We start from the raw sequence: 26588 nt of genomic DNA, 5'->3' as shown, positions 1-26588 counted from the left end.
AAATCCGTTCAATGTTTCGGACGATTGTAACGCGCTCGCTACAATACGCGCACAACCACTCACGCAAGTAGCAGACCCATAGACATGCCAGAGTTGCCAGAAGTCGAGGTTACCCGAAGGGGGATCGAGCCGTATGTGTCCGGGCGTAAGGTCGAGCGCGTCGATGTGCGTACGAACGCGCTGCGCTGGCCGATTCCGGCCGAGCTTGCGAAAACCTTGCGCGGACATGTGGTGCGCAAGGTCGAACGGCGCGGCAAGTATCTGCTGTTCGAAATCGACGCGGGCTGGTTCATCGTGCACCTCGGCATGACCGGCACGCTGCGTGTGCTGCGGCATGTGCCGCATCCGCCGGCGGCGGCGAAGCACGATCACGTCGACTGGATCTTCGACGACTTCATTCTGCGCTACCGCGATCCCCGGCGTTTCGGTGCGGTGCTGTGGCATCCGCGCGAGGCCGGCGACATTCTCGAACATCCGCTGCTCGCGAGTCTTGGCGTCGAGCCTTTTTCGCCGGCGTTTTCCGGCGCGCTGATGCATCGCCTGACGCGCGGGCGCAAGGTGGCGGTGAAGCAGGCGCTGCTGGCCGGCGACATCGTGGTCGGCGTGGGCAATATTTACGCGTCGGAGAGTCTCTTTCGCGCGGGCATCCGGCCGACTACCGCCGCCGGTCGCGTGTCGCTGGTGCGCTATGAACTGCTTGCCGATGCGGTGCGCGTGACGCTCGCCGCCGCGATCGAGAAGGGCGGCAGCACGTTGCGCGATTTCGTCGGTAGCGACGGCGAAAGCGGCTATTTCCAGCTCGACTACTTCGTCTACGATCGCGCGGGCCTGCCTTGCCGCGTGTGTGGAACGCCAATCAAACAGATTGTGCAGGGGCAGCGCTCCACGTACTTCTGTCCCACTTGCCAGCGCTAGATTCTCGATGCCTTCCCGCCTGACTCCCACTCCCCACGCGCGCGCGACTTCGCGCACAAGCGCCTCCGACGCCACGCCCGCTTTTCCCGCGATGCCCGATTTTTCCGCGCGCCTGATCGCGTGGCAGCGTCAGCACGGTCGCCACGATCTGCCGTGGCAGAACACGCGCGACGCGTATCGCATCTGGCTGTCGGAAATCATGCTGCAGCAGACCCAGGTGTCGACCGTGATTCCGTACTACGCGAAGTTTCTCGCGCGTTTTCCGGATGTCGCCGCGCTCGCCGCCGCGCCGTCCGACGACGTGATGGCGCTGTGGGCCGGCCTCGGCTACTACACGCGCGCGCGCAATCTGCATCGCTGCGCGCAGGTCGTCGTCGAGCAGCATGGCGGTGCGTTCCCCGCCTCGGTCGATGAACTCGCGGAGCTGCCGGGCATCGGTCGCTCGACGGCCGCGGCGATCGCGTCGTTTGCCTTCGGCGCGCGCGCGACGATTCTCGACGGCAACGTGAAGCGGGTGCTCGCGCGCGTGTTCGGCGTCGAAGGTTTTCCGGGCGAGAAGAAAGTCGAGAACGCGATGTGGACGCTCGCGGAATCGCTGCTGCCGTCGAATGCATCGAACGCGGAAGTCAGCGCCTACACGCAGGGCCTGATGGACCTCGGCGCGACGCTATGCGTGCGTGGCAAGCCCGATTGCCTGCGCTGCCCGTTCGCCGCCGATTGCGTCGCCAATGTCAGCGGTCGCCAGCGCGAGCTGCCGACCTCACGGCCGAAGAAAGCGGTGCCGACGCGCCGCACGTGGATGCTGGTGCTACGCGACGGCAATGCGGTGATGCTCGAAAAGCGTCCGCCGACCGGTATCTGGGGCGGCTTGTGGAGCTTGCCCGAAGCCGCCGACGAAGCCTCGCTCGCCGAACGCGCGCGTGCTTTTGGCAGCGACGGCACGGTGTCGGCGCTCGCGCCGTTCGCGCACGTGTTCACGCATTTCAAGCTCGATATCGAACCGCGGCTCGCGGAACTGGATCGCGGCGTCGGTGCATTGGCTGCGTTGAATGATGCCGAAACGGCATGGGTCTCGCTCGGCGATCTCGATTCGTTCGGCGTGCCCGCGCCGGTGCGCAAGCTGCTCGCGAGCCTGCATGGTTCGTTGATCTAACGGAGCGGTCGAGGACTTCGCGTGCGGCCGGCGTGCGCAACGTGCGTCGCGAACGGCGGCCTGCGCGACTTCACAGCAACTGATGCTGCTGCATGTAGTGATGCACGACGTCGATGCGAGCGCCCGCATCGGTCAATTCCATCAGCTTCTGCCGTGCGCGCAACGCGATCGGCAATACCTCGGCGAGCCGGTTCGATACCCAGGACGGGTCGCCGAGTTTGAACGGCTCCGCGAACGGCAGGCTGTCCGGGTCACGCTCGCGGATTGTCGCGATGATCCGTTCGAGCACTTCCGCGCACGCGCCGAATTTGGCGAGTAGTTCGTTGCCTTCGAGGGGTTGATCGGCGGCAAGCGGTTCGGCCATTCCCACCAGCAGCCCGCTCGCTTCGACGCGATGCGACAGCAGACGAAAGCGCTTCGTGCCGCGCGCGCGAATCAGCAGCATGCCGAACGCCTCGACATCGCACTCCTCGATCTCGGCGAGACAGCCGATCGTTTCGGGCACCGAAGGTTCTTCGTCGCGGGCGACTTCGGCGCCGCTTTTCAGCATGCACACGCCGAACGGCGTCTGTTCGCGCAAACAGTCGCGCGCCATGTCGAGGTAGCGCGCTTCGAAGATTTTCAGCGGCAGCAGGCCGTCGGGAAATAGCACCGTATGCAGCGGAAACAGCGGCAAATCGGCGTACACAGTAGGCGTAGAGGACATGGCGCAACGCTTCGGGTTAAGGCCGCGCGATGCGGCCGGTTAAGCCACCAGCTTCGATGATTCGCCGACGTCGACCGGCGCATCGCGGTGCCGCACAATCACATTCGCCGATGTCGCGAGACGCGCGGCAAGCGTCTCCGCGATGAACACCGAGCGGTGCTGGCCGCCCGTGCAACCGATTGCGACGGTCAGGTAGCTGCGATTGTCGTCGCGGAAATGCGGCAGCCACTTGGACAGGTACTTCTCGATGTCGTCGATCATCTCGTGGACGACCGGCTGCGCATCGAGAAAATCCATCACCGGTTGGTCGAGGCCGGTGAGCGGCCTCAATTCATGATCGTAGTACGGGTTCGGCAACGTGCGGACGTCGAAGACGAAATCCGCGTCGAGCGGCACGCCGCGCTTGAAGCCGAACGATTCGAACATCAGCACGAGCCCGGCGTCTTCCTGTTCGATGAAGCGCTTGACCCACGCGCGCAGCACGTTCGCGCGCAGATTGCTGGTGTCGATCTGATGGCCGAACTCGGCCAGACCCGCAACCAGTTCGCGCTCGCGCTCGATCGCTTCGGCGAGCGACGTGAGCAGACCCACGTCCGCGTCGTGCGCCGGGGAGCCCGACAGCGGATGGCGGCGGCGCGTTTCGGAAAAGCGTTGGATCAGCGACTGGGTGCTCGCGCTCAGGAACAGCACACGCACGTCGTGCGAGCGTTTCAGGTCGCGGATCATCTCGGGCATTTCGTCGAGCGACGAGCCGGAGCGTGCGTCGATCGCGACCGCGAGGCGATCCTGGCCGTCTTCGGCGAGGTAGGTGGCGAGCTGCGGCAGAAAACGCGGAGGCAGATTGTCGACGCAGTAATAGCCCGCGTCTTCAAGCGCGTTCAGGGCAACAGACTTGCCGGAGCCGGAGATGCCGGTGATCAGAATTATGCGCATGGAGTCGTCGAAAGCGTAGATTTCATCATAGCATCTGCCCTCCGGGCGCGTACCCGCGGCCTGCCTTACGCCGTGGGTGCGGCATGGCGCTGCTGGCTCAGATCAGCTTGCCGGGGAACTGGCTGTCGGGGTCCTGCATCGCAAGACGTTGCCGGTCCATGAAGTCGCGCAGCGTGTCGATGCCGCGTAGTTGCAGGATCGTATTGCGCACCGCTGCTTCGACCAGCACCGCGAGGTTGCGGCCCGCGGCCACCTGGATCGTGACCTTGCTGATCGGCAGGCCGAGCACGTCGACGGTCTGGCTTTCGAGCGGCAGGCGCTGGAATTCGCCGTCGGGACGGCGCACCAGTTGCACGATCAGCTTCAGCTTCATTTTGCGGCGCACGGCCGTTTCGCCAAAAATCGTCTTGATGTCGAGCAGACCCAAGCCGCGCACTTCGAGCAGATTCTGCAGCAGAGGCGGGCAGCGTCCTTCGACGAAATCCGGGCCGAGCCGCACGAAGTCGACCGCGTCGTCGGCAACGAGACCGTGGCCGCGGCTGATCAGCTCGAGGCCGAGTTCGCTTTTGCCGAGGCCCGAGTCGCCGGTGAGCAGCACGCCCATGCCGAGGATGTCGAGGAACACGCCGTGCAGCGTCGCGCGCGGCGCGAGAATGCGCGACATGTAAAGACGCAGACTATCGATGACCGCGGCCGCCGAGGTCGGCGTCGTGAACAGCGGCGTCGACGAGCGTGTGCAGCGCAGCACCAGCTCCGGCGGCGCGGCCACCCCGCCCGCGACCACCAGAAACGGCGGCTCCAGCGCGATCAGTTCGGCCATGTGGCGCGAGCGATCTTCGTCGGTCTGGCGTTTGTAGTAGTCGATCTCGGCGTCGCCGAGCACCTGGATCCGGTTCGGGTGGATCAGGTTCAGGTGGCCGACGAGGTCGGCGCTCGACGTGGCATTCGCGACCGATTCAGAAGAAAAGCCGCGTTCCCAGCCTTCGTGCCCGGTCAGCCAGCTGAGCTTCAGCATGGCGGCGTTGTCGTCGAAAATGCTCTGGGCGTTGATGCTGGACGTATCCATGAGTCAGTGACTCCAGTGTGAGCCGCTTGCCGGGCCTTACCTGCTTGCGTGCGCGCGGCTTACCGCCGCCGATGCATCAAGGTTGCCACTGAGTGAGCAGGCGATGCAACGATTCGCGGTCTTCTTCCGTGTGCAGACGCTCGCGGGCCTCTCGATCGGACAGCAACTGGGCGATCTCGGAGAGGATTTCGAGGTGCTGCTGGGTGGCCTGTTCAGGAACGAGCAGGAAGATCAGCAGCGACACCGGCTGGCCGTCCGGCGCTTCGAAGGGGATGGGTTCCGCGAGTCTGACGAATGCGGCGAGCGGCTGCTTGAGGCCCTTGATCCGCCCATGCGGAATCGCGACGCCTTCGCCGAGCCCGGTCGAGCCGAGGCGTTCTCGCGCAAAAAGATTGTCTGTGACGGTACTGCGGGCGATGCCGTTCTGGTTCTCGAAGATCAGGCCCGCTTGCTCGAACACGCGTTTCTTGCTGGTGACCGATAGTCCGATGACGACGTTCTCGAGGGGAAGAAATTTGGCTAAACGATTCATGTTGACAGGCGAAAGCGTGGCCTGAGTTCTCCCCACCGGGGCGTTTGAGTGGCGTTCCATTCGTTCGATGCTCGTGAAGACGTGCGGTGAGTGCGCGACGCGCGAAACTCCGGCCGGCCGTACTTCGTGAGAGCAGGCTTGACCCCGATGGTAACCGGAACATTATAGAACAGGGTAGCGGCCGATGGTGCGGCGCGCCATTCATGCATATCAGGTTTTTCACCGCTTGCGTAGTCGCGCATGTGGCGTTGCGCAAAGACTGTCGGGGAGTGCGGGAGGCCGCAGCGGCTCGGGACATGGGCAGTGCGTAAAAATGTCGCGCCGAAACGAAAAACCGCCCATTCGGGCGGTTCGAGGCGATTTGGAAAAGTGAGGAGTTTCCTCTAACTCTCCTATTGCGGCGGCACGTCCAGCTGCGGCGCCGGCTGATACTTGATCGCTTCGTGCGCATGACCTTGCAGACGGTCCTTATGGCGTATCACCTGTCTGTCGAGCTTGTCGATCATCAGATCGATCGCAGCGTACAAATCACTGTCACAACTCTCGACGAAGATATCCTTGCCCTTCAGATGAAGGTTGATTTCAACCTTCTGACGCTTGTCCTTTTCCTTATGGTTGTCGACCGAGAGGACCACACTGCCGTCGATGACCTGATCGAAATGTCTTAGCACCCTATCCAGTTTGGTGATCACGTATTCGCGCAACGCAGGCGTTACTTCGAGGTGGTGTCCACTGATCTTGAGATTCATAGTGCTTCTCCAAGCTAATGGCCGCTTGGTCCGCACGATGGCAAAGGTCCGGTCCGATCTGACGGCTTGCCTGTGTCGCCCCCCGGTGACGGACATCTGGCAGGTCGCAGCGGCCGACCTGTCCGCCAGGTGCGGAGCGGCCGGTAAATGCCCGCTGCAAAACGCGGCGGGCTACAGAGACTTGCGCAGGTTGACTGCCGGGATTTTGAGCGCTTCGCGGTATTTCGCTACGGTACGCCGTGCGACCACGAAGCCCTGTTCCCCCAGCAGTTCGGCTATGCGACTGTCTGAAAGAGGCGATTTCGGGTTTTCCGCTCCTATCAGTTGTTTGATCAGCGCGCGAATGGCCGTGGATGAGGCCGCGCCGCCGGTGTCGGTCGAAACGTGCGAGCCGAAAAAATACTTGAATTCCAGCGTCCCGAATGGGGTCAGCATGTATTTACCGGTTGTCACACGCGAGACAGTCGACTCGTGTAGGCCCAGCGTATCAGCTATTTCCCGCAAAACCAAGGGGCGCATGGCAATTTCGCCGTGCACAAAAAAGCTCTTCTGACGCTCGACAATCGCCTGCGCAACTCGCAGGATCGTCTCGAAACGCTGCTGGATATTCTTGATCAGCCAGCGTGCTTCCTGAAGTTGCTGGCGCAACGATCCGCTGCCCGGATCGCCGCGGTTATTGCGCAGAATATTCGCGTACAGATGGTTGATGCGCAGTTTCGGCACCACTTCCGGATTCAGCTCGGCCTGCCACCCTTGTGCCGTTTTGCGCACCATGATGTCCGGCACCACGTAGTCTGCTTCGGCCTTGCCGTAAGCTGCGCCCGGAAACGGTTCGAGCGAGCGGATCAGCACGTGCGCATCGCGCAGGTCGTCGTCGTTGGCCTTCAGGTGTTTGCGCAGACGCGTGAAATCGCGCGCGGCGAGCAGTTCCAGATAATGGCTGACGATGTCCAGCGCGAGCGTGCGGGTGGCCGACGTGTCGAGCCGCAACAGTTGAAGCTTCAGACATTCGGACGCCGAGCGCGCGCCGACCCCGGCCGGGTCGAAGCTGTGCAACAGCGCGAGCGCGGCGTTCAGTTCGTCGCCATCGACTTCGAGTTCATCGGGCAGGTCGGCCAGCACTTCTTCGAGCGTCGCGGCGAGGTAACCGTCGTCGTCGAGCGATTCGATCAGGAACGTGACGAGCGCGCGATCGCGTTGGCTCGCCTGGGTGACGCGCAGTTGCGCCATCAGGTGATCGCGTAGCGACGTGCTCGATTCGTGGATTTGCAGCGGCGGCAGATCGTCGTCGTCCGATGCGTTGCCGGAGCGGCCGTAGTCGTCCAGGTTCCATTGCGACGTGTCGCTGCCGCCGTCGCCGGCGAGGCCGTTGTATTCGTCGACGCCTTGCGGCTCGCCGTTTTCGGAGCGCTCGCCGCCGCCGTCCGACGACCCCGAGCCATTGCCGGACATCGGATCGCTCGGCGTGGAAGAGGCCGGCGTTTGCGCGATCAGGGAACCGTCAGCTGCCACCCGCAACGGGCTCGCGATCCATTCGTCCTCGTTTTCGAGGAGCGGATTCTGCGAGATCGCCATTGCGACTTCCTGCTGCAGTTCGAGCGTAGACAACTGAAGCAGCCGGATGGACTGCTGCAGTTGCGGGGTCAGCGCAAGATGCTGCGATAGGCGGAGTTGGAGGCTGGCTTTCATGGCAGGTTGAGATTCATTGTAGAGAGTTTGCCACGACCGCGATACCTTGCGGCAACCGCAATTTACGGGTACGCCCGTTCCGGACGCCGCGAAACGCCGACCGGCGTCGCTGCGGAAATAGACGTTGAGGGAGGTTGCGGGATGTGCGGGTGCCGCAAAAAGCGGCGCCAGGGGCCGGACGCACGCGCTCGCGTGGCCGGCGATCCTGTGTGTGCTTACATGCGGAAATGCTCGCCGAGATAGACGCGCCGCACGCTTTCGTTCTCGATGATTTCGCTGGGTGCGCCGGCGGCCAGCACGCTGCCGTCGCTGATGATGTACGCGTGATCGCAGATGCCGAGCGTTTCGCGCACGTTGTGGTCGGTGATCAGGACACCGATATTGCGCTGCTTCAGGAACTTGACGATCTTCTGGATTTCCAGCACCGCGATCGGGTCGACCCCGGCGAACGGCTCGTCGAGCAGAATGAAGCTGGGGTTGGTCGCCAGCGCGCGCGCGATTTCGACCCGGCGACGCTCGCCGCCCGACAGCGACAGCGCCGGATTGTCCCGCAGATGCGCGATCTGCAACTCGTCGAGCAACGCTTCCGCGCGCGAGGTGATCATGTCCTTGCTGAGCCGCTTGCCGTTTTCGTCGAGCTGCAATTCCAGCACCGCGCGAATATTCTGCTCGACGGTCAGCTTGCGGAACACCGACGCTTCCTGCGGCAGATACGACAGGCCGAGCGACGCGCGTTTATGGATCGGCAGCAGGCTGATCGACTTGCCGTCGAGGTCGATCTCGCCGGCGTCGAGCGGCACGAGGCCGACGATCATATAGAACGAGGTCGTCTTGCCGGCGCCGTTCGGGCCTAGCAGTCCGACCACTTCGCCGCTTTTCACGTCGAGCGAGACGTCCTTGACGACCGTGCGCGAACCGTAGCGCTTCTTCAGATTACGGACGACCAGCGAACTGCTGGTGCCGGCCGGCTTGCGATTGGGTAGGGGCGCGATGGTGCTGCTGATGGTGCTCACTGGTTCGGCGCTCCCTGGATCGAGTTGGACGGGGCGAGCACGGCCGACGCGCCGGTCAGCGGCGCCGCGCCGGCGTTGCGCGGCGTCAGCATCGCGCGCACGCGGCCCGTCGGATTGCCCGGCCCGGCGACGTCCTTGCCCGCCTTCGCGGTATAGAAGTCGTTCTGGCCGTCATACGTGATCACGCTGCCGCGCACCGTATCGAGCAGCGTCGTCAGACCTTGCAGACGACGCACCGTCGCGTTGGTGGTCAGCGTGGTCAGATCCTGCTTGCCGTCGTAGTCGATTCGCACGGCCGTGCCTTCGATGTACTCGTCGAGCCCTTCGCGCTTCTGGCGGAAGTACGACAGATTGCTGCCGCTCGACGTGCCGGTCGCGTACTGATAACCCTGCGGGTCTTGCGACACCTCGACGCGGTCGGCCTTGATCAGGATCGTGCCTTTGGTGGCGACCACGTGGCCGGTGAAGATGCTGACCTGCCGCAGGTCGTCGTAAGTCATGTTGTCCGCTTCGATGTTCAGCGGCTTGTCCTTGTCGGCGCGGTCTGCGTGCGCGAGCGGCGCGAAGCCGACGAGCGGCAACGCGACGACGAGCGCGGCGAGCCCGGCGCGGCACGCGGACAGCGCGCGCGAGCGGCCGGTATCAAAACGGGGAAGCGATTCGTTCATGCAGTCACGCCTGGAATGGATGGCCCGGTTTGCCCTGGATTAGCTGCCGGCGTCGGACGCGGCGATGGCGCCTCTTACATTGCCGAACAGCTGCATAAACCGGGTGACATTGTTGTATTTCATGCCGCTGGCAGTCATCACCGACATGCCGCGCTGCAGTTTAACTGGCTTTTCAGTCTCGATCACATCGTCGTTGACGAGGACCCTGAAATGCTCGGAATCGGCCTGCATCTGCGGATCGCCGTTGCCCGGCGCACGCAGGATGCGCGCGTTGCCGTACAGATTGACGATCGATGCATCCGCGTTGACCGTGCCGGTGTCGCCGGTCGCGGTGACGATCGGCTTGCCGGGCTGGAATGCGCGCATCGCCGGCTTGACGAGATCGCTCATTTCGTTGTCCTCGTAGTGGATCAACGACTGCGCGGTCAGCCGGTACTGCGTCGCGCCCGACTGGTCGAGTTCGGAAACCGAGAAGTTGTCGGCGAAGTAGTCCGGCGTGTGTTCCTTGGGACGCACCTCGTTGTCCGTCTTGCGCGGCAGCGTGGCTTGCAGCAGCCACCAGGTGATACCGGCGAGCGCCGCCATCGCGACGAGCGGGATCAGCGAAGTGAGGCGAAACTGGTTCATCCGACGAGGCCCCGCTGCTCGCCGCTGCATGCCACCGCAAGCAGCGCTTCATATTTGTGCTGCGCGCGCAGCAGCGCGTCGCACACTTCGCGCGCCGCGCCGTAGCCGCCGCGCGCCTCGCTGACCCAATGTGCGCGAGCAATCACTTCGGGATGCGAATTGGCCGGCGCGGCCGCGAAGCCGACGCGCAGCATCACCGCGAGATCGACCCAGTCGTCGCCCATGTAGCCGCAGTCCCCGGCGTTGAGGCCGGTTTTTTGCAGCAGGTCGGCGAACGCCGCCGGCTTGTCCTGCACGCCCTGGTAGACGTGCGAGACGTTCAGGTCCTTCACCCGCGCCGCCACGATGCCGGACTTGCGCCCGGTGATGATCGCCGTATCGATGCCGGCCTCGCGCAGCAGCTTCATGCCGTGGCCGTCCATCGAGTTGAAGCCTTTCATCGTGTCGCCTTCCGCCGTGAACAGCAGGCCGCCGTCGGTCAGCACGCCGTCGACGTCGAAAATCATCAGCTTGACGCGGCTGGCGCGTTCGGTAGCGGTAGGAGGGGCCACGGCCATCAGATCACCTTCTTCGAGAACAGGTCGTGCATGTTGAGCGCGCCGATCAGCTTGCCCGTTTCGTCGACGACCAGCATCTGATTGATGCGATAGCGCTCCATCAGTTCCACGGCTTCGACCGCGAGTTGGTCCGGGCCGATCGTGCGCGGGCTGGCGGTCATCACCGAAGCGATCGGCAAATGGCGGAAATCGCCGTCGCGCTCGAGCACGCGGCGCAGGTCGCCGTCGGTGAAGATGCCGGTCACACGGCCTTCGTGGTCGACGACCGAGGTCATGCCCATGCGCTTCGCGGTCAACTGGAAGAGCGCATCGCTGACGGTCGCCTCGGGCGTAACCTGCGGCAACTGGTCGCCGGTGCGCATCACGTCGCGTACATAAGTGAGCAGCCGCCGGCCGAGCGCGCCGCCCGGATGCGAGCGCGCGAAGTCGTCGCGGCCGAAGCCGCGCGCGTCGAGCACCGCCACCGCGAGCGCATCGCCGAGCGCGAGCGCGGCGGTGGTGCTGGCGGTCGGCGCGAGATTCATCGGGCAGGCTTCTTTCGCGACGCCGGAATTCAGATGCACGTTGGCCAGCTGCGCGAGGCTCGAGCCCGGACGGCCGGTCATCGCGATCAGCTTCGCGCCGATCCGCTTGATGAGCGGCAGGATCGCCACGAGTTCTTCGGTTTCGCCGGAGTTGGACAGCGCGAGGAAGACGTCGTCGGTGGTGACCATGCCGAGATCGCCATGGCTCGCTTCCGCGGGATGCACGAAGAACGCGGGCGTGCCAGTGCTGGCCAGCGTGGCCGCGAGCTTGCGGGCCACATGGCCGGATTTGCCGATGCCGGAAACGACCACGCGGCCGCGGCATCCCAGAATGAGATCGACTGCGCCGACGAAACTGCCGTCGAGCTGCTCGCGAAGCGCGCGCACGGCGTCCGCTTCGATGTCGAGCACGTCGCGAGCAAGCGCAAGTGCCCTGTCGCCATTGATTTTCGCTATCATGCGCGGAGTATAGCAAAGGCGCCTGTTCGCCGCGCCGGGCCCGCTGTGCCGGGCGGCTGTCTCCATCAGCCTGTCGACAACCTCTTTTTCAGCCGTTTTGCCGCTATCCGGCCGGCTTTTGGCAGCTTTTTTACCGGCCCAATCAACCTTGTCGCACGGCGCGCTCGTGCATGGTTCCGCTGACGAACGAGGACGCTTCACCCATGCGTTTTTGCCGATGATCTCGCCGCTCGAGATGACGCTGTTCCTGCTGCTGGCATCGGTGGCGGGCGTGGTGGTCTTTCGCTTCCTGAATCTGCCGCCGATGCTCGGCTATCTGACGGTCGGCATCATCGTCGGTCCGCACGCGTTCGGGCTGATTCCCGATTCGGCCGGCGCGCAGAATCTGGCGGAATTCGGCGTCGTGTTCCTGATGTTCTCGATCGGCCTCGAGTTCTCGCTGTCCAAACTGCGCTCGATGCGCCGGCTCGTGTTCGGCCTCGGCCTGCTGCAGGTGATCGGCACCATCGCGGTGGCGGTGTCGCTCGGCTTCGTGCTGGAGCGCTGGGTGCACATCACGTGGCAGGCGAGCGTCGCGCTGGGCGGCGCGCTGGCGATGTCGTCGACGGCGATCGTCAGCAAGATGCTCGCGGAGCGGCTCGAGATCGAGACCGAGCATGGCCGCAACATCTTCGGCGTGCTGCTGTTTCAGGATCTGGCGGTGGTGCCGCTCCTGATCATCATCTCCGCGCTCGGCGGGCGCTCCGAGAATCTGGTCAGCGCGCTCGGCATCGCGGCGATCAAGATCGTCGTCGCGCTGGCGCTGCTGCTGATCGTCGGGCAGAGCTTCATGACGCGCTGGTTCAACGTGGTCGCGCGGCGCCGCTCGCAGGAGCTGTTCATCCTGAACCTGCTGCTGGTCACGCTCGGGGCCGCGTTCATCACCGACAAATTCGGTCTGTCGCTCGCGCTCGGCGCGTTCATCGCCGGCATGCTGATCGCCGAGACGCCGTACCGGCATCAGGTCGAGGAGGACATCAAGCCGTTTCGCGACGTGCTGCTCGGCCTGTTCTTCGTGACCACCGGGATGCTGCTCAATCCGGAAGTGATCTGGAAGCATCCGCTCATCGTGCTTGGTTTCTTCCTCGGCCCGGTGCTGCTGAAGGCGGTCATGATTACCGGCCTCGCGCGGCTCTTCGGCGCGACGCCGGGCGTTGCGATGCGCACCGGTATCGGCCTCGCGCAGGCGGGCGAGTTCGGCTTCGTGCTGCTGAACCTGATCCTCGACCGCCATCTGGTCGACGCGACGCTGCTGCAGGCGATTCTCGCGGCGATGCTGCTGTCGATGCTCGCCGCGCCGTTCATGATCCAGAACGCCGACCGCATCGTGCTGCGGCTGTCGTCGACCGAATGGATGATGCAGTCGCTGCAGATGACCCGCATCGCGACGCAAAGCCTGAAGCAGAGCGGTCACGTGATCATCTGCGGGTACGGCCGCTCGGGCCAGAACCTCGCGCGCATGCTCGAACACGAAGGCCTCTCGTATGTCGCGCTCGACCTCGACCCGGACCGCGTCGCGGCGGCGGCGGCGGCCGGCGAATCGGTCGTGTTCGGCGACGCCGGGCGGCGCGAGTCGCTGCTCGCGGCCGGTCTGCATCGCGCGGCCGCGATCGCGATCACCTACGCGAACACGCCGTCGGCATTGCGCGTGCTGCACAACATCCACGAGATGGAACCGACGCTGCCGGTCATCGTGCGTACCGTCGACGACGCCGATCTGGAAAAGCTGCTGGCCGCAGGCGCGACCGAGGTGATTCCGGAGATCGTCGAGGGCAGCCTGATGCTCGCGTCGCACACGCTGGTGGTGATGGGCGTGCCGATGCGGCGCGTGGTGCGGCGCGTCGAGGAGATGCGCGACGAGCGCTACTCGCTGCTGCGCGGCTATTTCCACGGCGCCGACGACGTCGATGACGACGACGGCCATGAACAGGTGCGGCTACAATCGGTGCCGGTCGACGAGAGTGCCGACGCGGTCGGCCGAACGCTCGCGGAACTGGGCCTGTTCGAGCTCGGCGTCGACGTGACCGCGATCCGCCGCCATGGCATCCGCGGTGTCGAGCCGGACCCGTCGACGAAACTGCGCGCGAGCGACATCGTCGTATTGCGCGGTTTGCCCGAGCAACTGGCGCAAGCCGAGGAACGGCTGTCGAAAAAACAACGCCGCGCGGGCGCCGCCGCGGCCTGATGTGGGCGCCTCACCTGAGTTCGTGAAATGAGCTCAGGCAGCGGGCGCCAGGAACTGAGCCCGGTTTTGCCGGGCCACCCCGATTCAAGCTTTTCACCGGACCCTGCGAGGTCCATCCGGAGTCATCATGTCCAACGCGCTCGAGAGCGCGCCGCTCGATGCGGCCGATTACATCAGAAGTCACATCCGCACGGTGCCCGACTGGCCGCAGCCGGGCGTGCAGTTCCGCGACATCACCCCGCTCCTGCGCGAGCCGAAGTCGCTGCGCGTGCTGATCGATCTGTTCGTGCAGCGCTATATCGACGCGAAGCTCGACTACATTGCCGGGCTCGATGCGCGCGGCTTCATCATCGGGCCGATCGTCGCGCACGAGCTGAGCCTCGGCTTCATTCCGATCCGCAAGGCGGGCAAGCTGCCGTACAAGCGGATTTCGCAGTCGTACGAGCTCGAATACGGCACCGCGACCGTCGAGATTCACGAGGACGCGTGTGGACCCGGCGACCGCGTCGTGATCATCGACGACCTGATCGCGACCGGCGGCACGATGATGGCCGGCAAAATGTTGCTCGAACGACTCGGCGCGACCGTTGTGGAAGGCGCGGCGATCGTCGACCTGCCGGAACTCGGCGGCTCGAAGCTGCTGCGCGACGGCGGCCTCGAGTTGTACACGGTGACGAGTTTCGACGGGCATTGAGGTCATTCCGATGCCCAACTTCCTGCTGTTTCTCGTCACCTCGATCGCGATCACGGTGGCGCCCGGCCCGGACAACCTGCAGGTGCTCGCGCGCGGCATCTCGCAGGGCCGCGCGGCCGGTCTCGTCGCGGCGCTCGGCTTTGCCGCCGGCATCACCTTTCACACGACGCTCGCCGCGCTCGGCGTCGCCGCGTTGCTGCGCTCGTCGCCGCTCGCGTTCGAGGCGATCAAACTCGCCGGCGCCGCGTATCTGGTGTGGATCGGCATCAAGGCGTTGCGCAGCCAGGGGCTCGCGACCGCCCATCAGCGCGCGCCGCAGCCGCTTCTCTCGGTGTTCCGCCAGAGCGTGCTCGGCAACCTGATGAACCCGAAGGTCACGCTGTTTTTCGTCGTGTTCCTGCCGCAGTTCGTGCAGCCGAATGGCGTGCAGAGCGTGACGGTGCAGATGCTCGAACTCGGCGTGCTGTTCATGCTGCAGACGGTCGTGGTGTTTTCGCTGTTCGGCGTGTGCGCGGGGATGATCGGCGGCTGGCTGCGGCGGCGGCCGCGCGTCGGCGTGTGGCTCGATCGCCTGGCCGGCGCGACTTTTATCGCGATCGGCATTCGCGTCGCGTTGCGCGACTGAAGCGTCTGACGCGACTAACGCGTCTAATCCGTCTAACGCGCTGGCGCTACGCGTCCGTTTCCGCTTTGCCCCGATCCGCCCGCGACGGCGGACAGTCTGGAGTTTTCGATGAGCTTGCCTTGCATCACCGCCGCGCGCCGCTTCGACGCGAACGCGCATCGGCCGTTTCTGATCGGCGCCGAGCGGGTTGGCTGGATTCGCGAAAGCGATGTGCCGCTGCTCGCGCGCTGGCCCGACGTATTCGAGATCGACGCCGCGCACGTGACGCTCGTGCCGGGCTTCGATAGCGTCGATCTGCGCAGCGCCGCGCTCGCTTCCGTGATCGGCGCGCTCGCCGCCGACGGCCGCATTCCCGGCTGGCGTGATGAAACCTACGCGATCCGCAACGCGTTCGACGCGCCGCCGCTCGCGTACATCGAACGCGCGGCGTCGCGCTTCTTCGGCACGATGACCTACGCGGTGCATCTGAACGGCGTCGTAGAATACGCGGATGGCGGGGCGTCCTCTGGCGGGGCGCCGCAGTTGTGGATCGCGCGCCGCAGCGACACCAAGGCGACCGATCCCGGCATGCTGGATAACGTCGTCGCGGGCGGGATTGGCTGGGGCTTCGGCGTCGCCGAGACGATCGTCAAGGAGTGCTGGGAAGAGGCGGGCATTCCGGCGGAGATCGCCGCGCGCGCGACGGCGGGCCGTACCGCGCATGTGCTGCAATCGTTGCCGGAGGGCACGCAGGCCGAGCAGATCTTCATCTACGATCTCGCGCTGCCCACCGATTTCGCGCCGCGCAATCAGGACGGCGAAGTCGGCGAGCACCGGCTCGCGCGCATCGACGAAGTCGCGCGCTGGATCGAGGAAGACGCGATGACGGTCGACGCGAGCCTCGCGACGCTCGATTGCCTGTTGCGCCGACGCTGGATCGACGAAGAGGCGTGTGCGGGCATCGACGCGTTGTTCGTGCCGCCGGCACTGGGCTGACGTAGCGGGTGGCGGGCGGCGCGTGCGGGCGTTCGGTTCTGGCGGCGTGAGCGGCCGGGGCGGAGCAGGGCCCGAACGTGAGCATGAGCTTAGGCCTGAACCTGAGCCGCAAACCCGCCAAGGCCCGTGAAGCGCCGAAGCACCCGCGGCACCCGGCATCGCCAGACAGCACACCGAAACAAACCACGCATTGAAGAAGGGAGTCACCGAGGTCATGTCGACCGATCACAGCTTTATCCTCAAACTGTCGTGCGCCGACCGGCCCGGCATCGTTCACGCCGTGTCGGGCTTTCTGTTCGAGCGTGGCAGCAATATTCTCGACTCCGCGCAGTTCGGCGACAGCCGCACTGGCGAGTTCTTTATGCGCGTGCATTTTCAGCAGGTGGGCGGCGATCCGGGTCTCGAGGCGCTGCGCGCGTCGTTCGTGACGCTGGCCGAGCAGTTCGGCATGAGCTGGGAGTTGCACGACGCGAACGTGAAGCCGCGCGTCGTCATCATGGTGTCGAAGATCGGTCACTGTCTGAACGATCTGCTGTTCCGCTATCGCACCGGTCAGCTGAACATCGACATCCCGGCGATCATCTCGAACCACAAGGAGTTCTACCAGCTCGCCGCGAGCTACGACATTCCGTTCCATCACTTCCCGCTGCCCGGCGGCACGCCCGACGCGAAGGCCGCGCAGGAAGCGCGCGTGCTCGAAGTGATCAACGAACATCAGGCCGATCTGGTGGTGCTCGCGCGTTACATGCAGATCCTGTCGCCGAACCTGTGCGAAGCGCTGGCCGGCCGCGCGATCAACATCCATCACTCGTTCCTGCCGAGCTTCAAGGGTGCGAAGCCGTACTACCAGGCGTTCGATCGCGGCGTGAAGCTGATCGGCGCGACCGCCCACTACGTGACGACAGACCTCGACGAAGGCCCGATCATCGAGCAGGAAGTCGAGCGCGTGGACCACAGCATGGCGCCGGAGCAACTGACCGCGATCGGTCGCGACGTCGAGTGCGTGACGCTGGCGCGCGCGGTGAAATGGCACGTCGAGCATCGCGTCGTGCTGAACGGCAGCAAGACGGTGGTGTTCCGTTAAAACGGTGTGCCAATGAAATTGCGCCGGTCGAGGCCGGCGCAATTTTGCTTCTCTTCGAGTTTCTCTTCGTAGTTCCTTCCTACGGGCGCGCCGCCGCGCCACCCGCATCGCGCGCGAGATTCGCGTTTTGCGCGGAGCGCCGACGTCCGTTCAGTTTCTTCAGCCAGATCAGCAGTCCGGTCACGCTCAGCGTGGCGACCGCGACGCCCACCGCGCTGATCAGAATCCGCCCGCCCAGCCCAAGAATACGCCCCGAGTGCAGCGGGAATTGCAACTGCATGAAGATGTCGCCGGCCGTGCCTCTGCCGGGAATCTGCGCGGCGAGCGGCTTGCCGGTCACGGCGTCCCAATAGAGCCACGCGTTGCCGAGACCGCTGCCGTGATCGTTGCCGGCTGTGAAGTAGCCGATGCCGTACGTGTGCAGCAGTTGCGCGTAGTAGAGGCCGCCCGGCGGCGCGGTGAGCTGCTTGTCTTTGGCGGCCTGTCCGGCGAGTTCGACGATGCGCTCGCGGCTCAGCGTTTGATCGCCCGGTTGCGGCTTGCGCAGGATTTCCGGGTTGTTGATCGGATCGGGCGTGAGCGTCGAGATGCGCGAGACGATCGGCCGAACCACTTGCGACGGCAGGTTCATCGAGATCGACGTCAGCGCGACGATCATCAGCAGGCCCCAGATCCACACGCCGCCGGAGCGGTGCAGGTCGAACGTCAGCGCGTAGCCGCCGCGCTTCAGGCGGAACGCGAGCGACTTGCGCCACGCCTTCAGGCTCGGAAACGACAGCCACAGCGCGATCATGCTGTCGAACAGCCACACGATACCGACGATCCCCATCAGCCACGTGCCGGTGTCGAAGCCGCCGGCGAACGGCAGATGCAGCGTGTAATGCAGCTTGTAGATGAACGGAATCAGGTTGAGGCGCGCGAGCGATACGGCGCCCCATTCGCGGCGTCCCTGGATCTCACCGGTGACGGGATCGACGGCGACCTGGTTGAAGTCGAGCGGGTAGGGCTGCCGGGTCGCCGGGTCGGTGCGCGGCAGCACCATCATCTGCAGCGTATGGCCCGGTTCGACCGCGAGCGGCAGATAGGTGACCTGCAGGCGCGGATCGGCGGCTTCGACGCGATTCGCCAGTTCGAGGCTCGACAGCGTCGGGCCGGCCGTGCGGGCCTGATAGAACGACGGGTTCAGCGCGGAATCGAGCTCATGGTCCCACGCGATGATCGCGCCGGTGAGGCCGGCCACGAACAGGAACAGGGCGGTCGCGATGCCGAACCAGCGGTGCAGACGGACGAACTGGCGTCTCATGCGGGGGCCGGCGACGAATAGCGGGAACTGGGGCAGAGGGGCGGGAGGAACGTCACGATGCGCGCATTTCTGTAAATGGGAATTGTTCGCATCTTAGGGGCTTGTGCGCTTGACTGCAAGTATTCTGTCAGGAAGGGTGTCGGCGGCGCGAGGGTTGTGAGCCGGCGGAAACCCCGACGGCGACCCGGCTGCGGCGCCGCATGAGGCCGCATCGAGCCGGATGAGGCGCATGAGGCGCATGAGGCGCATGAGGCGCATGAGGCGCATGAGGCGCATGAGGCGCATGAGGCGCAAAAAAAAGCGGCACCGGGTGCCGCTTCGCTTTGCCATCGACCGACGACCCACGGGCGACGGCCGCTCCAGACGGCTCGCCCGGTCCGAACGTTCAAACCAGCCGCAAATAAATCAGCTCGCGCTTGATGTACGCGTAGAAAATCGGCGCCGCGATCACGCCGGCGATGCCGAACGCCGCTTCCATCACGAGCATCGCGATCAGCAGCTCCCACGCGCGCGCCTCGATCTGTCCGCCGACGATCCGCGCGTTCAGGAAGTACTCGAGCTTGTGGATCAGGATCAGGAACACGAGCGACATGATCGCCGCCGGAAAGCTCACCGACAGCGCGACCGCGACGATGATCGTGTTCGAGATCAGATTGCCAATGACCGGCAGCAAGCCGACGATGAACGTCACCAGCACCAGCGTTTTCGACAGCGGCAACGTGTCGTGGAAGATCGGCAGGATCACCAGCAGGAAGATCGCGGTGAAGACGGCGTTGAGCGCCGAAATCTTCACCTGCGCGAACACGATGCGGCGAAACGCGTCGGCGAAACGCGACACGCGCGTGACGAACGCGGTGGACAGCGGCAACCGCTGGATATGGTGCTGCGCGCCGACCGCGATGATCGCGCCGATGATCATGCCCAGCAGCACGTGCGTGAATGCGCGCGCCGCGGTCGTGCCGCTTTGCTGCAGCATGTTCGCGTGGGTCTGCATCAGCTCGGCGGCGCGGGCCTTCATCTGCTCGGTGTCGACGGGCAGATAGCTGGCGACGAACTGCGGGATCCGCCCGCGCGTCTGGTCGATCAGCTGCATCGCCTGATCGAGCAGCTTCTGCGCGCTCGGCATGTCGTTTTCGAAATGCGTAATGATGCCGAGCGTGAGCCCCGCCAACGCACCGACGATCACCGTCGACAGAAATACCACCGCGAGCCAGCGCGCCCGCTTGCTCGACATGTGGCGCTCGATGCGCGGCGCGATCGTATGCACGAGCTGGAACACCAGCAGCCCGGCGAGCAGCGCGCCGAGCAGATGCAGTGCGATCACCGCCCACATGCCGAGCAGCATCACCACATAGCTGCCGATCTCGACCGCCGACAGTTTCGGCAGACTCATGTCGCTCGTCAGCCTGACCGGGCGCGGGCGCAGATCCTGCACCCGGTCGCCTTCGTCGTCGCGCGCCTGATTACGCTTGGCCATGGCTTATCCCGTCTCCAACCTCGGTAGTGCAGCGTTACTTTATGCTGGCGGTGCGCTTGAGCAGCGGCGCCAGGTACTTGCCGGTAAAACTTGCCTTCGACTTCGCGACCTGCTCGGGCGTACCCTGGGCGACGATCTGCCCGCCGCCCGCGCCGCCTTCCGGACCGAGATCGATGACCCAGTCGGCGGTTTTGATGACATCGAGATTATGTTCGATGATCACGACGGTATTACCCTGGTCGCGTAACCGGTGAATCACCTCCAGCAGCAGCGCGATATCGTGAAAATGCAGGCCGGTGGTCGGTTCGTCAAGGATGTATAGCGTGCGACCGGTGTCGCGCTTGCTCAGTTCCAGCGACAGCTTCACGCGCTGCGCCTCGCCGCCCGACAGTGTAGTGGCCGATTGCCCCAGGCGGATATAGCCGAGACCCACGTCCAGCAAAGTTTTCAGCTTGCGCGCGACGACCGGCACGGCCTTGAAGAACTCATAGGCGTGTTCGACCGTCATGTCGAGCACTTCGCTGATATTGCTGCCCTTGTACTGGACGTCGAGCGTTTCGCGGTTGTAGCGCTTGCCGTGGCAGACGTCGCACGGCACGTAGACGTCGGGCAGGAAGTGCATCTCGACCTTCAGCACGCCGTCGCCCTGGCAGGATTCGCAGCGCCCGCCCTTCACGTTGAACGAGAAGCGGCCCGGATCGTAGCCGCGTTCCTTGGCGGCCGGCACGCCCGCGAACAGTTCGCGGATCGGCGTGAAAAGACCGGTATAGGTGGCCGGATTCGAACGCGGCGTGCGGCCGATCGGCGACTGGTCGACGTTGATCACCTTGTCGAAGTGCTCGAGGCCCTCGATCGACTCGTACGGCGCCGGCTCCGTGGACGAGCCGTACAGGTGATGCGCGACCGCGTGGTAGAGCGTGTCGTTGATCAGCGTCGACTTGCCCGAGCCGGACACGCCGGTCACGCAGGTGAGCAGCCCCACCGGCAGATCGAGCGTCACGTTGTGCAGATTGTTGCCGTGCGCCTCGACGATGCGCAGGCGCCGCTCGTCGGGCTCCTTGCGCTCGTCCGGGAATTCGATCGTGCGCGCGCCCGACATGTACTGCCCGGTCAGCGACGCCGCGTTCTTCTGCACTTCTTTCGGCGTGCCCTCGGCGATCACCATGCCGCCGTGCTCGCCCGCGCCCGGCCCCATGTCGACCACGTAGTCGGCCATGCGGATCATGTCCTCGTCGTGTTCGACGACGATCACCGAGTTGCCGAGGTCGCGCAGATGCTTGAGCGTGGAGATCAGCCGGTCGTTGTCGCGCTGATGCAGACCGATCGACGGTTCGTCGAGCACGTACATCACGCCGGTCAGGCCCGAGCCGATCTGCGACGCGAGCCGGATGCGCTGCGCCTCGCCGCCCGACAGCGTTTCCGCGCTGCGCTCGAGCGACAGGTAATCGAGCCCGACGTTATTCAGGAACATCAGACGCGCGACGATCTCTTTCACGACCTTGTCGGCGATCTCACGCTTCGAGCCTTCGAGGCGCAGCGTCTGGAAATAGCCGAGCGCGTCGCGCAGCGGCCAGCCGCTGATCTCGAAGATGCCGCGCGCGTCGCCATCCGTGCCGATGCGCACGAAGCGCGCCTCGCGACGCAGCCGCGTGCCCGCGCAGGCCGGGCACGGCTGGTTGTTCTGATACTTCGCGAGTTCTTCGCGTACCGCGGCCGAATCGGTTTCGCGGTAACGCCGCTCCAGATTCGGGATGATCCCTTCGAACACGTGCTCGCGCACGGAAGTGCGGCCGCGCTCGTTGATGTACGAGAACGGAATCTCCTGCTTGCCCGAACCGTACAGCAGGATCTTGCGGACTTTCTCCGGCAGATCCTCGAAGGCCGTATCAATGTCGAAGTCGTAGAACGCCGCGAGGCTCTGCAGCATCTGGAAGTAGAACTGGTTGCGCCGGTCCCAGCCCTTCACCGCGCCCGCCGCGAGCGACAGCGACGGATGCGCGACCACCCGCTTCGGATCGAAGAAGGTGATCTGGCCGAGGCCGTCGCACTCGGGGCACGCGCCCATCGGGTTGTTGAACGAGAACAGGCGCGGCTCGAGCTCCTGCAGCGAATACGAGCAGATCGGGCAGGCGAACTTCGAGCTGAACAGATGCTCCTTGTCCGTATCCATTTCGAGCGCGATCGCGCGGCCGTCGGCCAGACGCAGCGCAGTTTCGAACGACTCGGCCAGACGCTGCTTCATGTCCGGGCGCACCCGCAGACGGTCGATCACGACGTCGATCGTGTGCTTGTCGGTTTTCTTCAGCTTCGGCAGCGAGTCGACTTCGTAGATTTTCGCCGTGCCTTCGTTGGCGGCGCCGCCGCCCGAGCGCACGCGAAAGCGCACGAAGCCCTGCGCCTGCATGTCTTCGAACAGGTCGGTGTGCTCGCCCTTGCGGTCGCTCACGACCGGCGCGAGGATCATCAGGCGGGTTTCTTCCGGCAGCGCGAGCGCCGCGTCGACCATTTGCGACACGCTTTGCGCTTCGAGCGGAATCTCGTGATCGGGGCAGTAGGGCGTGCCGACCCGCGCGTACAGCAGACGCAGATAGTCGTGGATTTCGGTGACGGTGCCGACCGTCGAGCGCGGATTGTGCGAGGTCGCCTTCTGCTCGATCGAGATGGCCGGCGACAATCCTTCGATGAGATCGACATCCGGCTTTTCCATCAACTGCAGGAACTGGCGCGCGTAGGCTGACAGACTTTCGACGTAGCGCCGCTGCCCTTCCGCATAGAGCGTATCGAACGCCAGCGACGATTTGCCGGAGCCGGAAAGCCCCGTAATGACGACGAGCTTGTGACGCGGGAGGTCGAGATTGACGTTCTTCAGGTTGTGGGTGCGAGCCCCACGAATACGGATTTGTTCCACGGATCTATTCCATGAACTGCGGAAAGGGGAAGAGGCTAAACCTGCTACTATAACGACTTTTCCAGACCGCCGTTACGGCTTCCTGACAACGGGAACGAGGCGCGAGGGCAGGTTCGGGGCGAGCTGTAAAGGCGGCTGTTTGGCACTGTTGGGAGCATCGCCAGGGGCACCGCTGGGGGCACCATTGAGGCGCAGCGGGAAAGGGGTCTAACTGGGGCCGTTTTCCGCGACTACAAGATGCCTCGCGGATATCGCGAAGCGCGAGCGCCGGCGGAGTGCGGCGGCGCAGCCGGATCCGCGGCGCGTGCCACGCGGATCGAGCGCGGCTGTTGCGCGGTTTTTTCGCGTTGTCGCTGCGAGCCGTCGCCCGTGTGCCGTCCGCGCAGCCCAACCGTTCGTGCCGGCGGCCACCGCAATCCCCACGGGCTCATCGGGCGGCGCGCCGCCCGGCTCATTCAAACAACGCTTCCGATGTCCAATCCATCCGCCGTCTCCACACGCATGAGTGCGCCCGAGTTGCGCGCGACCGTGTCGCTTGCCGCCATCTTCGCGCTGCGCATGCTCGGTCTGTTCATGATCATGCCGGTGTTCTCGGTCTACGCGAAGACCATCCCCGGCGGCGAGAACGTGCTGCTCGTCGGCATCGCGCTCGGCGCGTACGGCGTCACGCAGTCGATGCTCTATATCTTCTACGGCTGGATCTCCGACAAGATCGGCCGCAAGCCGGTCATCGCCACGGGTCTGCTGATCTTCGCGATCGGCAGCTTCGTCGCGGCGGGCGCGCACGACATGACGTGGATTATCGTCGGCCGGGTGATTCAGGGGATGGGCGCCGTCTCGTCGGCGGTGATCGCGTTCATCGCCGATCTGACCTCGGAAGAGCATCGCACCAAGGCGATGGCGATGGTCGGCGGCAGCATCGGCATTTCGTTCGCGGTGGCGATCGTCGGCGCGCCGATCGTGTTCCAGTGGCTCGGCATGAGCGGACTCTTCACGCTGGTCGGCATCTTCGCGATTCTGGCGATCGGCCTGGTGGTGTGGGTCGTGCCCGATGCGCCGAAGCCGGTGCACGTGCGCGCGCCGTTCGCCGAAGTGCTGCACAACGTCGAGCTGCTGCGCCTGAACTTCGGCGTGCTGGTGCTGCATGCCACGCAGACCGCGCTGTTCCTCGTCGTGCCACGCATTCTCGAAGCCGGCGGCCTGCCGGTCGCGTCGCACTGGAAGGTTTATCTGCCGGTGATGGGGCTATCGTTCGTGATGATGGTGCCGGCGATCATCGCCGCGGAAAAGCGCGGCAAGATGAAAATCGTGCTGCTGTCCGCGATCGGTCTTATCCTGCTTGGCCAATTGTTATTGGGCGTGGCTCCGCATACGATTCTGAGTGTGGCCGCGATCCTCTTCGTCTACTTTCTCGGCTTCAATATTCTCGAGGCGTCGCAGCCTTCGCTGGTGTCGAAGCTGGCGCCGGGCACCCGCAAGGGCGCCGCGGCCGGCGTGTACAACACCACGCAGTCGATCGGTCTTGCGATGGGCGGGATGATCGGCGGCTGGCTGCTGAAGGTGAACGGCCAAAGCGCGGTCTTTTTCGCGTGTTCTGGGCTGGTGTTCTGCTGGCTTATAATCGCCGCAAAGATGAAGCAGCCGCCGCGCAAGGCGTGACACAGCGTATTTCGGGGCAGGTCCCCAATCGAATCATCCAGAACTCACCGGCGGCGGGCAAGGGCGCGTTTCTGGTCTCGGGCCGGTCGGCCACGAGACGCGAATCGCGTAGTGCCGCGCCGCTTGCAACAGGAATCAACAGGAGAAACTCATGGCATCCGTGAACAAGGTCATTCTGGTCGGCAACCTCGGCGCCGATCCGGAAGTTCGCTATCTTCCGAGCGGCGACGCAGTGGCGAACATCCGCCTTGCGACGACGGACCGCTACAAGGACAAGGCGTCGGGCGAGATGAAGGAAGCCACCGAGTGGCATCGCGTCGCGTTCTTCGGCCGCCTCGCGGAAATCGTGTCGGAATATCTGAAGAAAGGCTCGTCGGTGTACCTCGAAGGCCGCATCCGCACGCGCAAGTGGCAAGCGCAGGACGGCACCGATCGTTACTCGACCGAGATCGTCGCTGAACAGATGCAAATGCTCGGCGGCCGCGGCGGCGCGTCGATGGGTGGCGGCGACGAAGGCGGCTATAGCCGTGGCGAGCCGATGGAGCGCGGCGGTGGCGGCGGTGGTGGCCGCGCGATGTCGTCGGGCGGCGGTTCGCGTGGCGGCAGCAGCGGCGGCGGTGCGAGCCGTCCGAGCGCGCCGGCTGGCGGCGGCTTCGATGAGATGGATGACGATATTCCGTTCTAAATCTGACTAACACAGTTTTTTGTTGGTAGCAGCCCGCCCTCCCTTGGAGCGCGGGCTTTTTCTTTACCCACATATTTTTTTGTGCTTTACTGAATGAACAACTGAACCACTACTCGAAAAAAAAGGTGGGTAGATGCCGCAATACATCGCGAAGCGAATCCGCTTTCGGAACGGAGAGCATTGCTCAGTTCTACAGGTTCCTTATGGACTTCCGGTTCATGAAGTGACCGTCTATCTGGACACGTTCCGAAAGCGAGGCCGAGCTGCAAACACGATTCACTTCGTCTGCTGCAGTCTTGCTCTGCTTTACCGGGAACTGGACATGGCGAAGGTCAGTTTGCTCGACCGGTTGGCAGAGGGGCGATTTCTTACTGCTGCGGAACTCAACCGGCTAGCGTCAGCGGTCCAGTATCGAGCCCGAGACCTCGATGAGGATGGGCAAGATGAAAGCAAGTCCAACGTCATTCACATTGCAAAAATGGGCCTGCGTCGGCAGAGCAATGTCGCCGATCGTACGCCTGTCGACCCTGGGACCCAAGCGTCGCGCCTCCGATACATCGCCGACTTTCTCGCCTTCATATCCGACTACGTCGGTTCCACCCTTCCAAAAGAATTAAAACGGGAACTCAAGGCGGAGAGTGACCCGGCGCTGACCGCGTTCCGGCAACACATACCCCCTGTGTCTAGACGAGCGAAACTTGACGCCCGCGTAGGTCTGAGCCAAGAGGAACAAGACCGGCTCGTCAGCATGGTGCATCCTGATTCACCAGAAAACTTATGGGCCCGAGGCTTCGGTCGCCAGCGTAACTGGATCATTGTTGTCCTCCTGCTCGCCACTGGAATGCGAAGTGGTGAACTGCTTGGCTTGCAGATCGGAGACCTGCATCCGAGCCAACCGAAGCTGCGCATCATCCGGCGGGCCGATGCAGTGGAAGATTCCCGCCCTATCCAAGCCAACACGAAGACATATGACCGTGAGATTGAGCTGACGCCCGTCATCATGAGGGTGTTGTGGAACCACATCAACAAGGTGCGCTATAAGATCAAGGCAGCGCGTGCTGTTCCGCAGGTCATCGTATCTGGCAAAGGGAAGGCACTATCCCAGTCGAGCATTGACAAGATCTTCGCGCAATTGCGTGAGGCGTGCCCGGGTTTGTCGGTAGCGCTGACGAGCCATGTGATGCGACATACGTGGAACGAGCGCTTTTCGGAGCAAGCTGAAACGATGGGCCTTAGGGAAAGTCTGCAAAATTCCTGGCATTGATGTGAGGGTGGACTATCCTGGGAGCAGGAGAATTTAAGGGGTGGGTGATGGCACAACTTGGCCTTGGTCTGGATCTGTCAACGAAACGCACGCGCAAAC

Annotated in this window: 24 protein-coding genes; 10 read left to right on the top strand and 14 right to left on the bottom strand. The window is 64.2% G+C overall.

What is annotated here, in order from left to right; genetic code table 11:
- Window positions 1–84: 84 nt before the first annotated feature.
- Both mutM and mutY read left to right on the top strand, forming a co-directional pair.
- A complete protein-coding gene (gene mutM, locus HHL14_RS20350; RefSeq protein ID WP_169499420.1) occupies window positions 85–915 on the top strand; it encodes a bifunctional DNA-formamidopyrimidine glycosylase/DNA-(apurinic or apyrimidinic site) lyase in 831 nt (276 codons plus the stop codon).
- Between the two features lie 7 nt (window positions 916–922).
- Window positions 923–2068 (top strand): A/G-specific adenine glycosylase, encoded by a 1146-nt coding sequence (gene mutY / locus HHL14_RS20345; RefSeq protein ID WP_407945294.1) that lies wholly within the window; start codon window positions 923–925, stop codon window positions 2066–2068.
- Window positions 2069–2138: 70 nt separating this feature from the next.
- Here the strand turns inward: mutY and HHL14_RS20340 are convergent, their stop codons facing one another.
- The 11 genes from HHL14_RS20340 to kdsD all read right to left on the bottom strand — a co-directional run bounded on the left by HHL14_RS20340 (window position 2139) and on the right by kdsD (window position 11591).
- Window positions 2139–2774, bottom strand: coding sequence for an LON peptidase substrate-binding domain-containing protein (locus tag HHL14_RS20340; RefSeq protein ID WP_169499419.1), 636 nt, complete (start codon window positions 2772–2774; stop codon window positions 2139–2141).
- 39 nt (window positions 2775–2813) lie between these two features.
- Window positions 2814–3707: an RNase adapter RapZ gene (gene rapZ, locus HHL14_RS20335; RefSeq protein ID WP_169499418.1), complete on the bottom strand. Its 894-nt coding sequence runs from the start codon at window positions 3705–3707 to the stop codon at window positions 2814–2816.
- A gap of 97 nt (window positions 3708–3804) precedes the next feature.
- Window positions 3805–4773, bottom strand: coding sequence for an HPr(Ser) kinase/phosphatase (gene hprK, locus HHL14_RS20330; protein ID WP_008921706.1), 969 nt, complete (start codon window positions 4771–4773; stop codon window positions 3805–3807).
- A 76-nt stretch (window positions 4774–4849) separates the two neighbouring features.
- The gene (locus tag HHL14_RS20325; protein ID WP_169499417.1) at window positions 4850–5365 is read right to left on the bottom strand and encodes a PTS sugar transporter subunit IIA; all 516 of its coding nucleotides are present in this window, start codon (window positions 5363–5365) and stop codon (window positions 4850–4852) included.
- A 332-nt stretch (window positions 5366–5697) separates the two neighbouring features.
- On the bottom strand, window positions 5698–6054 hold the full coding sequence (hpf, locus tag HHL14_RS20320; RefSeq protein ID WP_169499416.1) for a ribosome hibernation-promoting factor, HPF/YfiA family: 357 nt from the start codon (window positions 6052–6054) through the stop codon (window positions 5698–5700).
- A 171-nt stretch (window positions 6055–6225) separates the two neighbouring features.
- A complete protein-coding gene (locus tag HHL14_RS20315) occupies window positions 6226–7743 on the bottom strand; it encodes an RNA polymerase factor sigma-54 (RefSeq protein WP_169499415.1) in 1518 nt (505 codons plus the stop codon).
- Window positions 7744–7958: 215 nt separating this feature from the next.
- On the bottom strand, window positions 7959–8735 hold the full coding sequence (lptB, locus tag HHL14_RS20310; protein ID WP_169499581.1) for an LPS export ABC transporter ATP-binding protein: 777 nt from the start codon (window positions 8733–8735) through the stop codon (window positions 7959–7961).
- A 17-nt stretch (window positions 8736–8752) separates the two neighbouring features.
- On the bottom strand, window positions 8753–9424 hold the full coding sequence (lptA, locus tag HHL14_RS20305) for a lipopolysaccharide transport periplasmic protein LptA (protein ID WP_169499414.1): 672 nt from the start codon (window positions 9422–9424) through the stop codon (window positions 8753–8755).
- 39 nt (window positions 9425–9463) lie between these two features.
- Window positions 9464–10051 carry an LPS export ABC transporter periplasmic protein LptC gene (gene lptC / locus HHL14_RS20300; protein ID WP_169499413.1) on the bottom strand — a complete coding sequence of 196 codons (588 nt, stop codon included), beginning with the start codon at window positions 10049–10051 and terminating at the stop codon, window positions 9464–9466.
- The gene (locus tag HHL14_RS20295) at window positions 10048–10608 is read right to left on the bottom strand and encodes a KdsC family phosphatase (protein ID WP_169499412.1); all 561 of its coding nucleotides are present in this window, start codon (window positions 10606–10608) and stop codon (window positions 10048–10050) included. Before HHL14_RS20295 ends, lptC begins: the two co-directional genes overlap by 4 nt.
- Window positions 10608–11591: an arabinose 5-phosphate isomerase KdsD gene (gene kdsD, locus HHL14_RS20290; protein ID WP_169499411.1), complete on the bottom strand. Its 984-nt coding sequence runs from the start codon at window positions 11589–11591 to the stop codon at window positions 10608–10610. The genes HHL14_RS20295 and kdsD overlap by 1 nt, the downstream gene beginning before the upstream one ends.
- A 217-nt stretch (window positions 11592–11808) precedes the next feature.
- Between kdsD and HHL14_RS20285 the strand changes: the two genes are divergently transcribed.
- The 5 genes from HHL14_RS20285 (at window position 11809) to purU (ending at window position 17193) form a co-directional block, all read left to right on the top strand.
- Complete coding sequence (locus tag HHL14_RS20285) at window positions 11809–13815, top strand: cation:proton antiporter domain-containing protein (RefSeq protein WP_169499580.1); 2007 nt, start codon at window positions 11809–11811, stop codon at window positions 13813–13815.
- Window positions 13816–13942: 127 nt separating this feature from the next.
- Window positions 13943–14509: an adenine phosphoribosyltransferase gene (locus HHL14_RS20280; RefSeq protein ID WP_169499410.1), complete on the top strand. Its 567-nt coding sequence runs from the start codon at window positions 13943–13945 to the stop codon at window positions 14507–14509.
- Window positions 14510–14519: 10 nt separating this feature from the next.
- The gene (locus tag HHL14_RS20275) at window positions 14520–15134 is read left to right on the top strand and encodes a LysE family translocator (RefSeq protein WP_169499409.1); all 615 of its coding nucleotides are present in this window, start codon (window positions 14520–14522) and stop codon (window positions 15132–15134) included.
- A gap of 108 nt (window positions 15135–15242) precedes the next feature.
- Entirely contained in the window at window positions 15243–16109 is an 867-nt protein-coding gene (locus HHL14_RS20270; RefSeq protein ID WP_169499408.1) for an NUDIX hydrolase, read from the top strand.
- A 214-nt stretch (window positions 16110–16323) separates the two neighbouring features.
- Window positions 16324–17193, top strand: a complete 870-nt coding sequence (gene purU, locus HHL14_RS20265; protein WP_169499407.1) for a formyltetrahydrofolate deformylase — start codon at window positions 16324–16326, stop codon at window positions 17191–17193.
- Between the two features lie 79 nt (window positions 17194–17272).
- Here purU and HHL14_RS20260 read toward each other — a convergent pair whose 3' ends face one another.
- The 3 genes from HHL14_RS20260 to uvrA form a co-directional block, all read right to left on the bottom strand.
- Window positions 17273–18496 (bottom strand): PepSY-associated TM helix domain-containing protein, encoded by a 1224-nt coding sequence (locus tag HHL14_RS20260; protein ID WP_169499406.1) that lies wholly within the window; start codon window positions 18494–18496, stop codon window positions 17273–17275.
- A gap of 385 nt (window positions 18497–18881) precedes the next feature.
- Window positions 18882–19973 (bottom strand): AI-2E family transporter, encoded by a 1092-nt coding sequence (locus tag HHL14_RS20255; protein ID WP_169499405.1) that lies wholly within the window; start codon window positions 19971–19973, stop codon window positions 18882–18884.
- Between the two features lie 34 nt (window positions 19974–20007).
- Window positions 20008–22881: an excinuclease ABC subunit UvrA gene (uvrA, locus tag HHL14_RS20250; protein ID WP_169499404.1), complete on the bottom strand. Its 2874-nt coding sequence runs from the start codon at window positions 22879–22881 to the stop codon at window positions 20008–20010.
- Between the two features lie 471 nt (window positions 22882–23352).
- Here uvrA and HHL14_RS20245 point away from each other — a divergent pair, with 471 nt between their 5' ends.
- The 3 genes from HHL14_RS20245 (at window position 23353) to HHL14_RS20235 (ending at window position 26489) form a co-directional block, all read left to right on the top strand.
- Window positions 23353–24540, top strand: a complete 1188-nt coding sequence (locus tag HHL14_RS20245; protein ID WP_169499403.1) for an MFS transporter — start codon at window positions 23353–23355, stop codon at window positions 24538–24540.
- Window positions 24541–24691: 151 nt separating this feature from the next.
- Complete coding sequence (locus tag HHL14_RS20240) at window positions 24692–25225, top strand: single-stranded DNA-binding protein (protein WP_169499402.1); 534 nt, start codon at window positions 24692–24694, stop codon at window positions 25223–25225.
- A gap of 133 nt (window positions 25226–25358) precedes the next feature.
- Window positions 25359–26489 carry a tyrosine-type recombinase/integrase gene (locus HHL14_RS20235; protein WP_169499401.1) on the top strand — a complete coding sequence of 377 codons (1131 nt, stop codon included), beginning with the start codon at window positions 25359–25361 and terminating at the stop codon, window positions 26487–26489.
- Window positions 26490–26588 lie beyond the last annotated feature (99 nt).

Source organism: Paraburkholderia antibiotica, from assembly GCF_012927125.1.
GTDB classification, from domain to species: Bacteria; Pseudomonadota; Gammaproteobacteria; order Burkholderiales; family Burkholderiaceae; genus Paraburkholderia; species Paraburkholderia antibiotica.
This window is presented reverse-complemented; position numbering and strand designations above follow the sequence as displayed.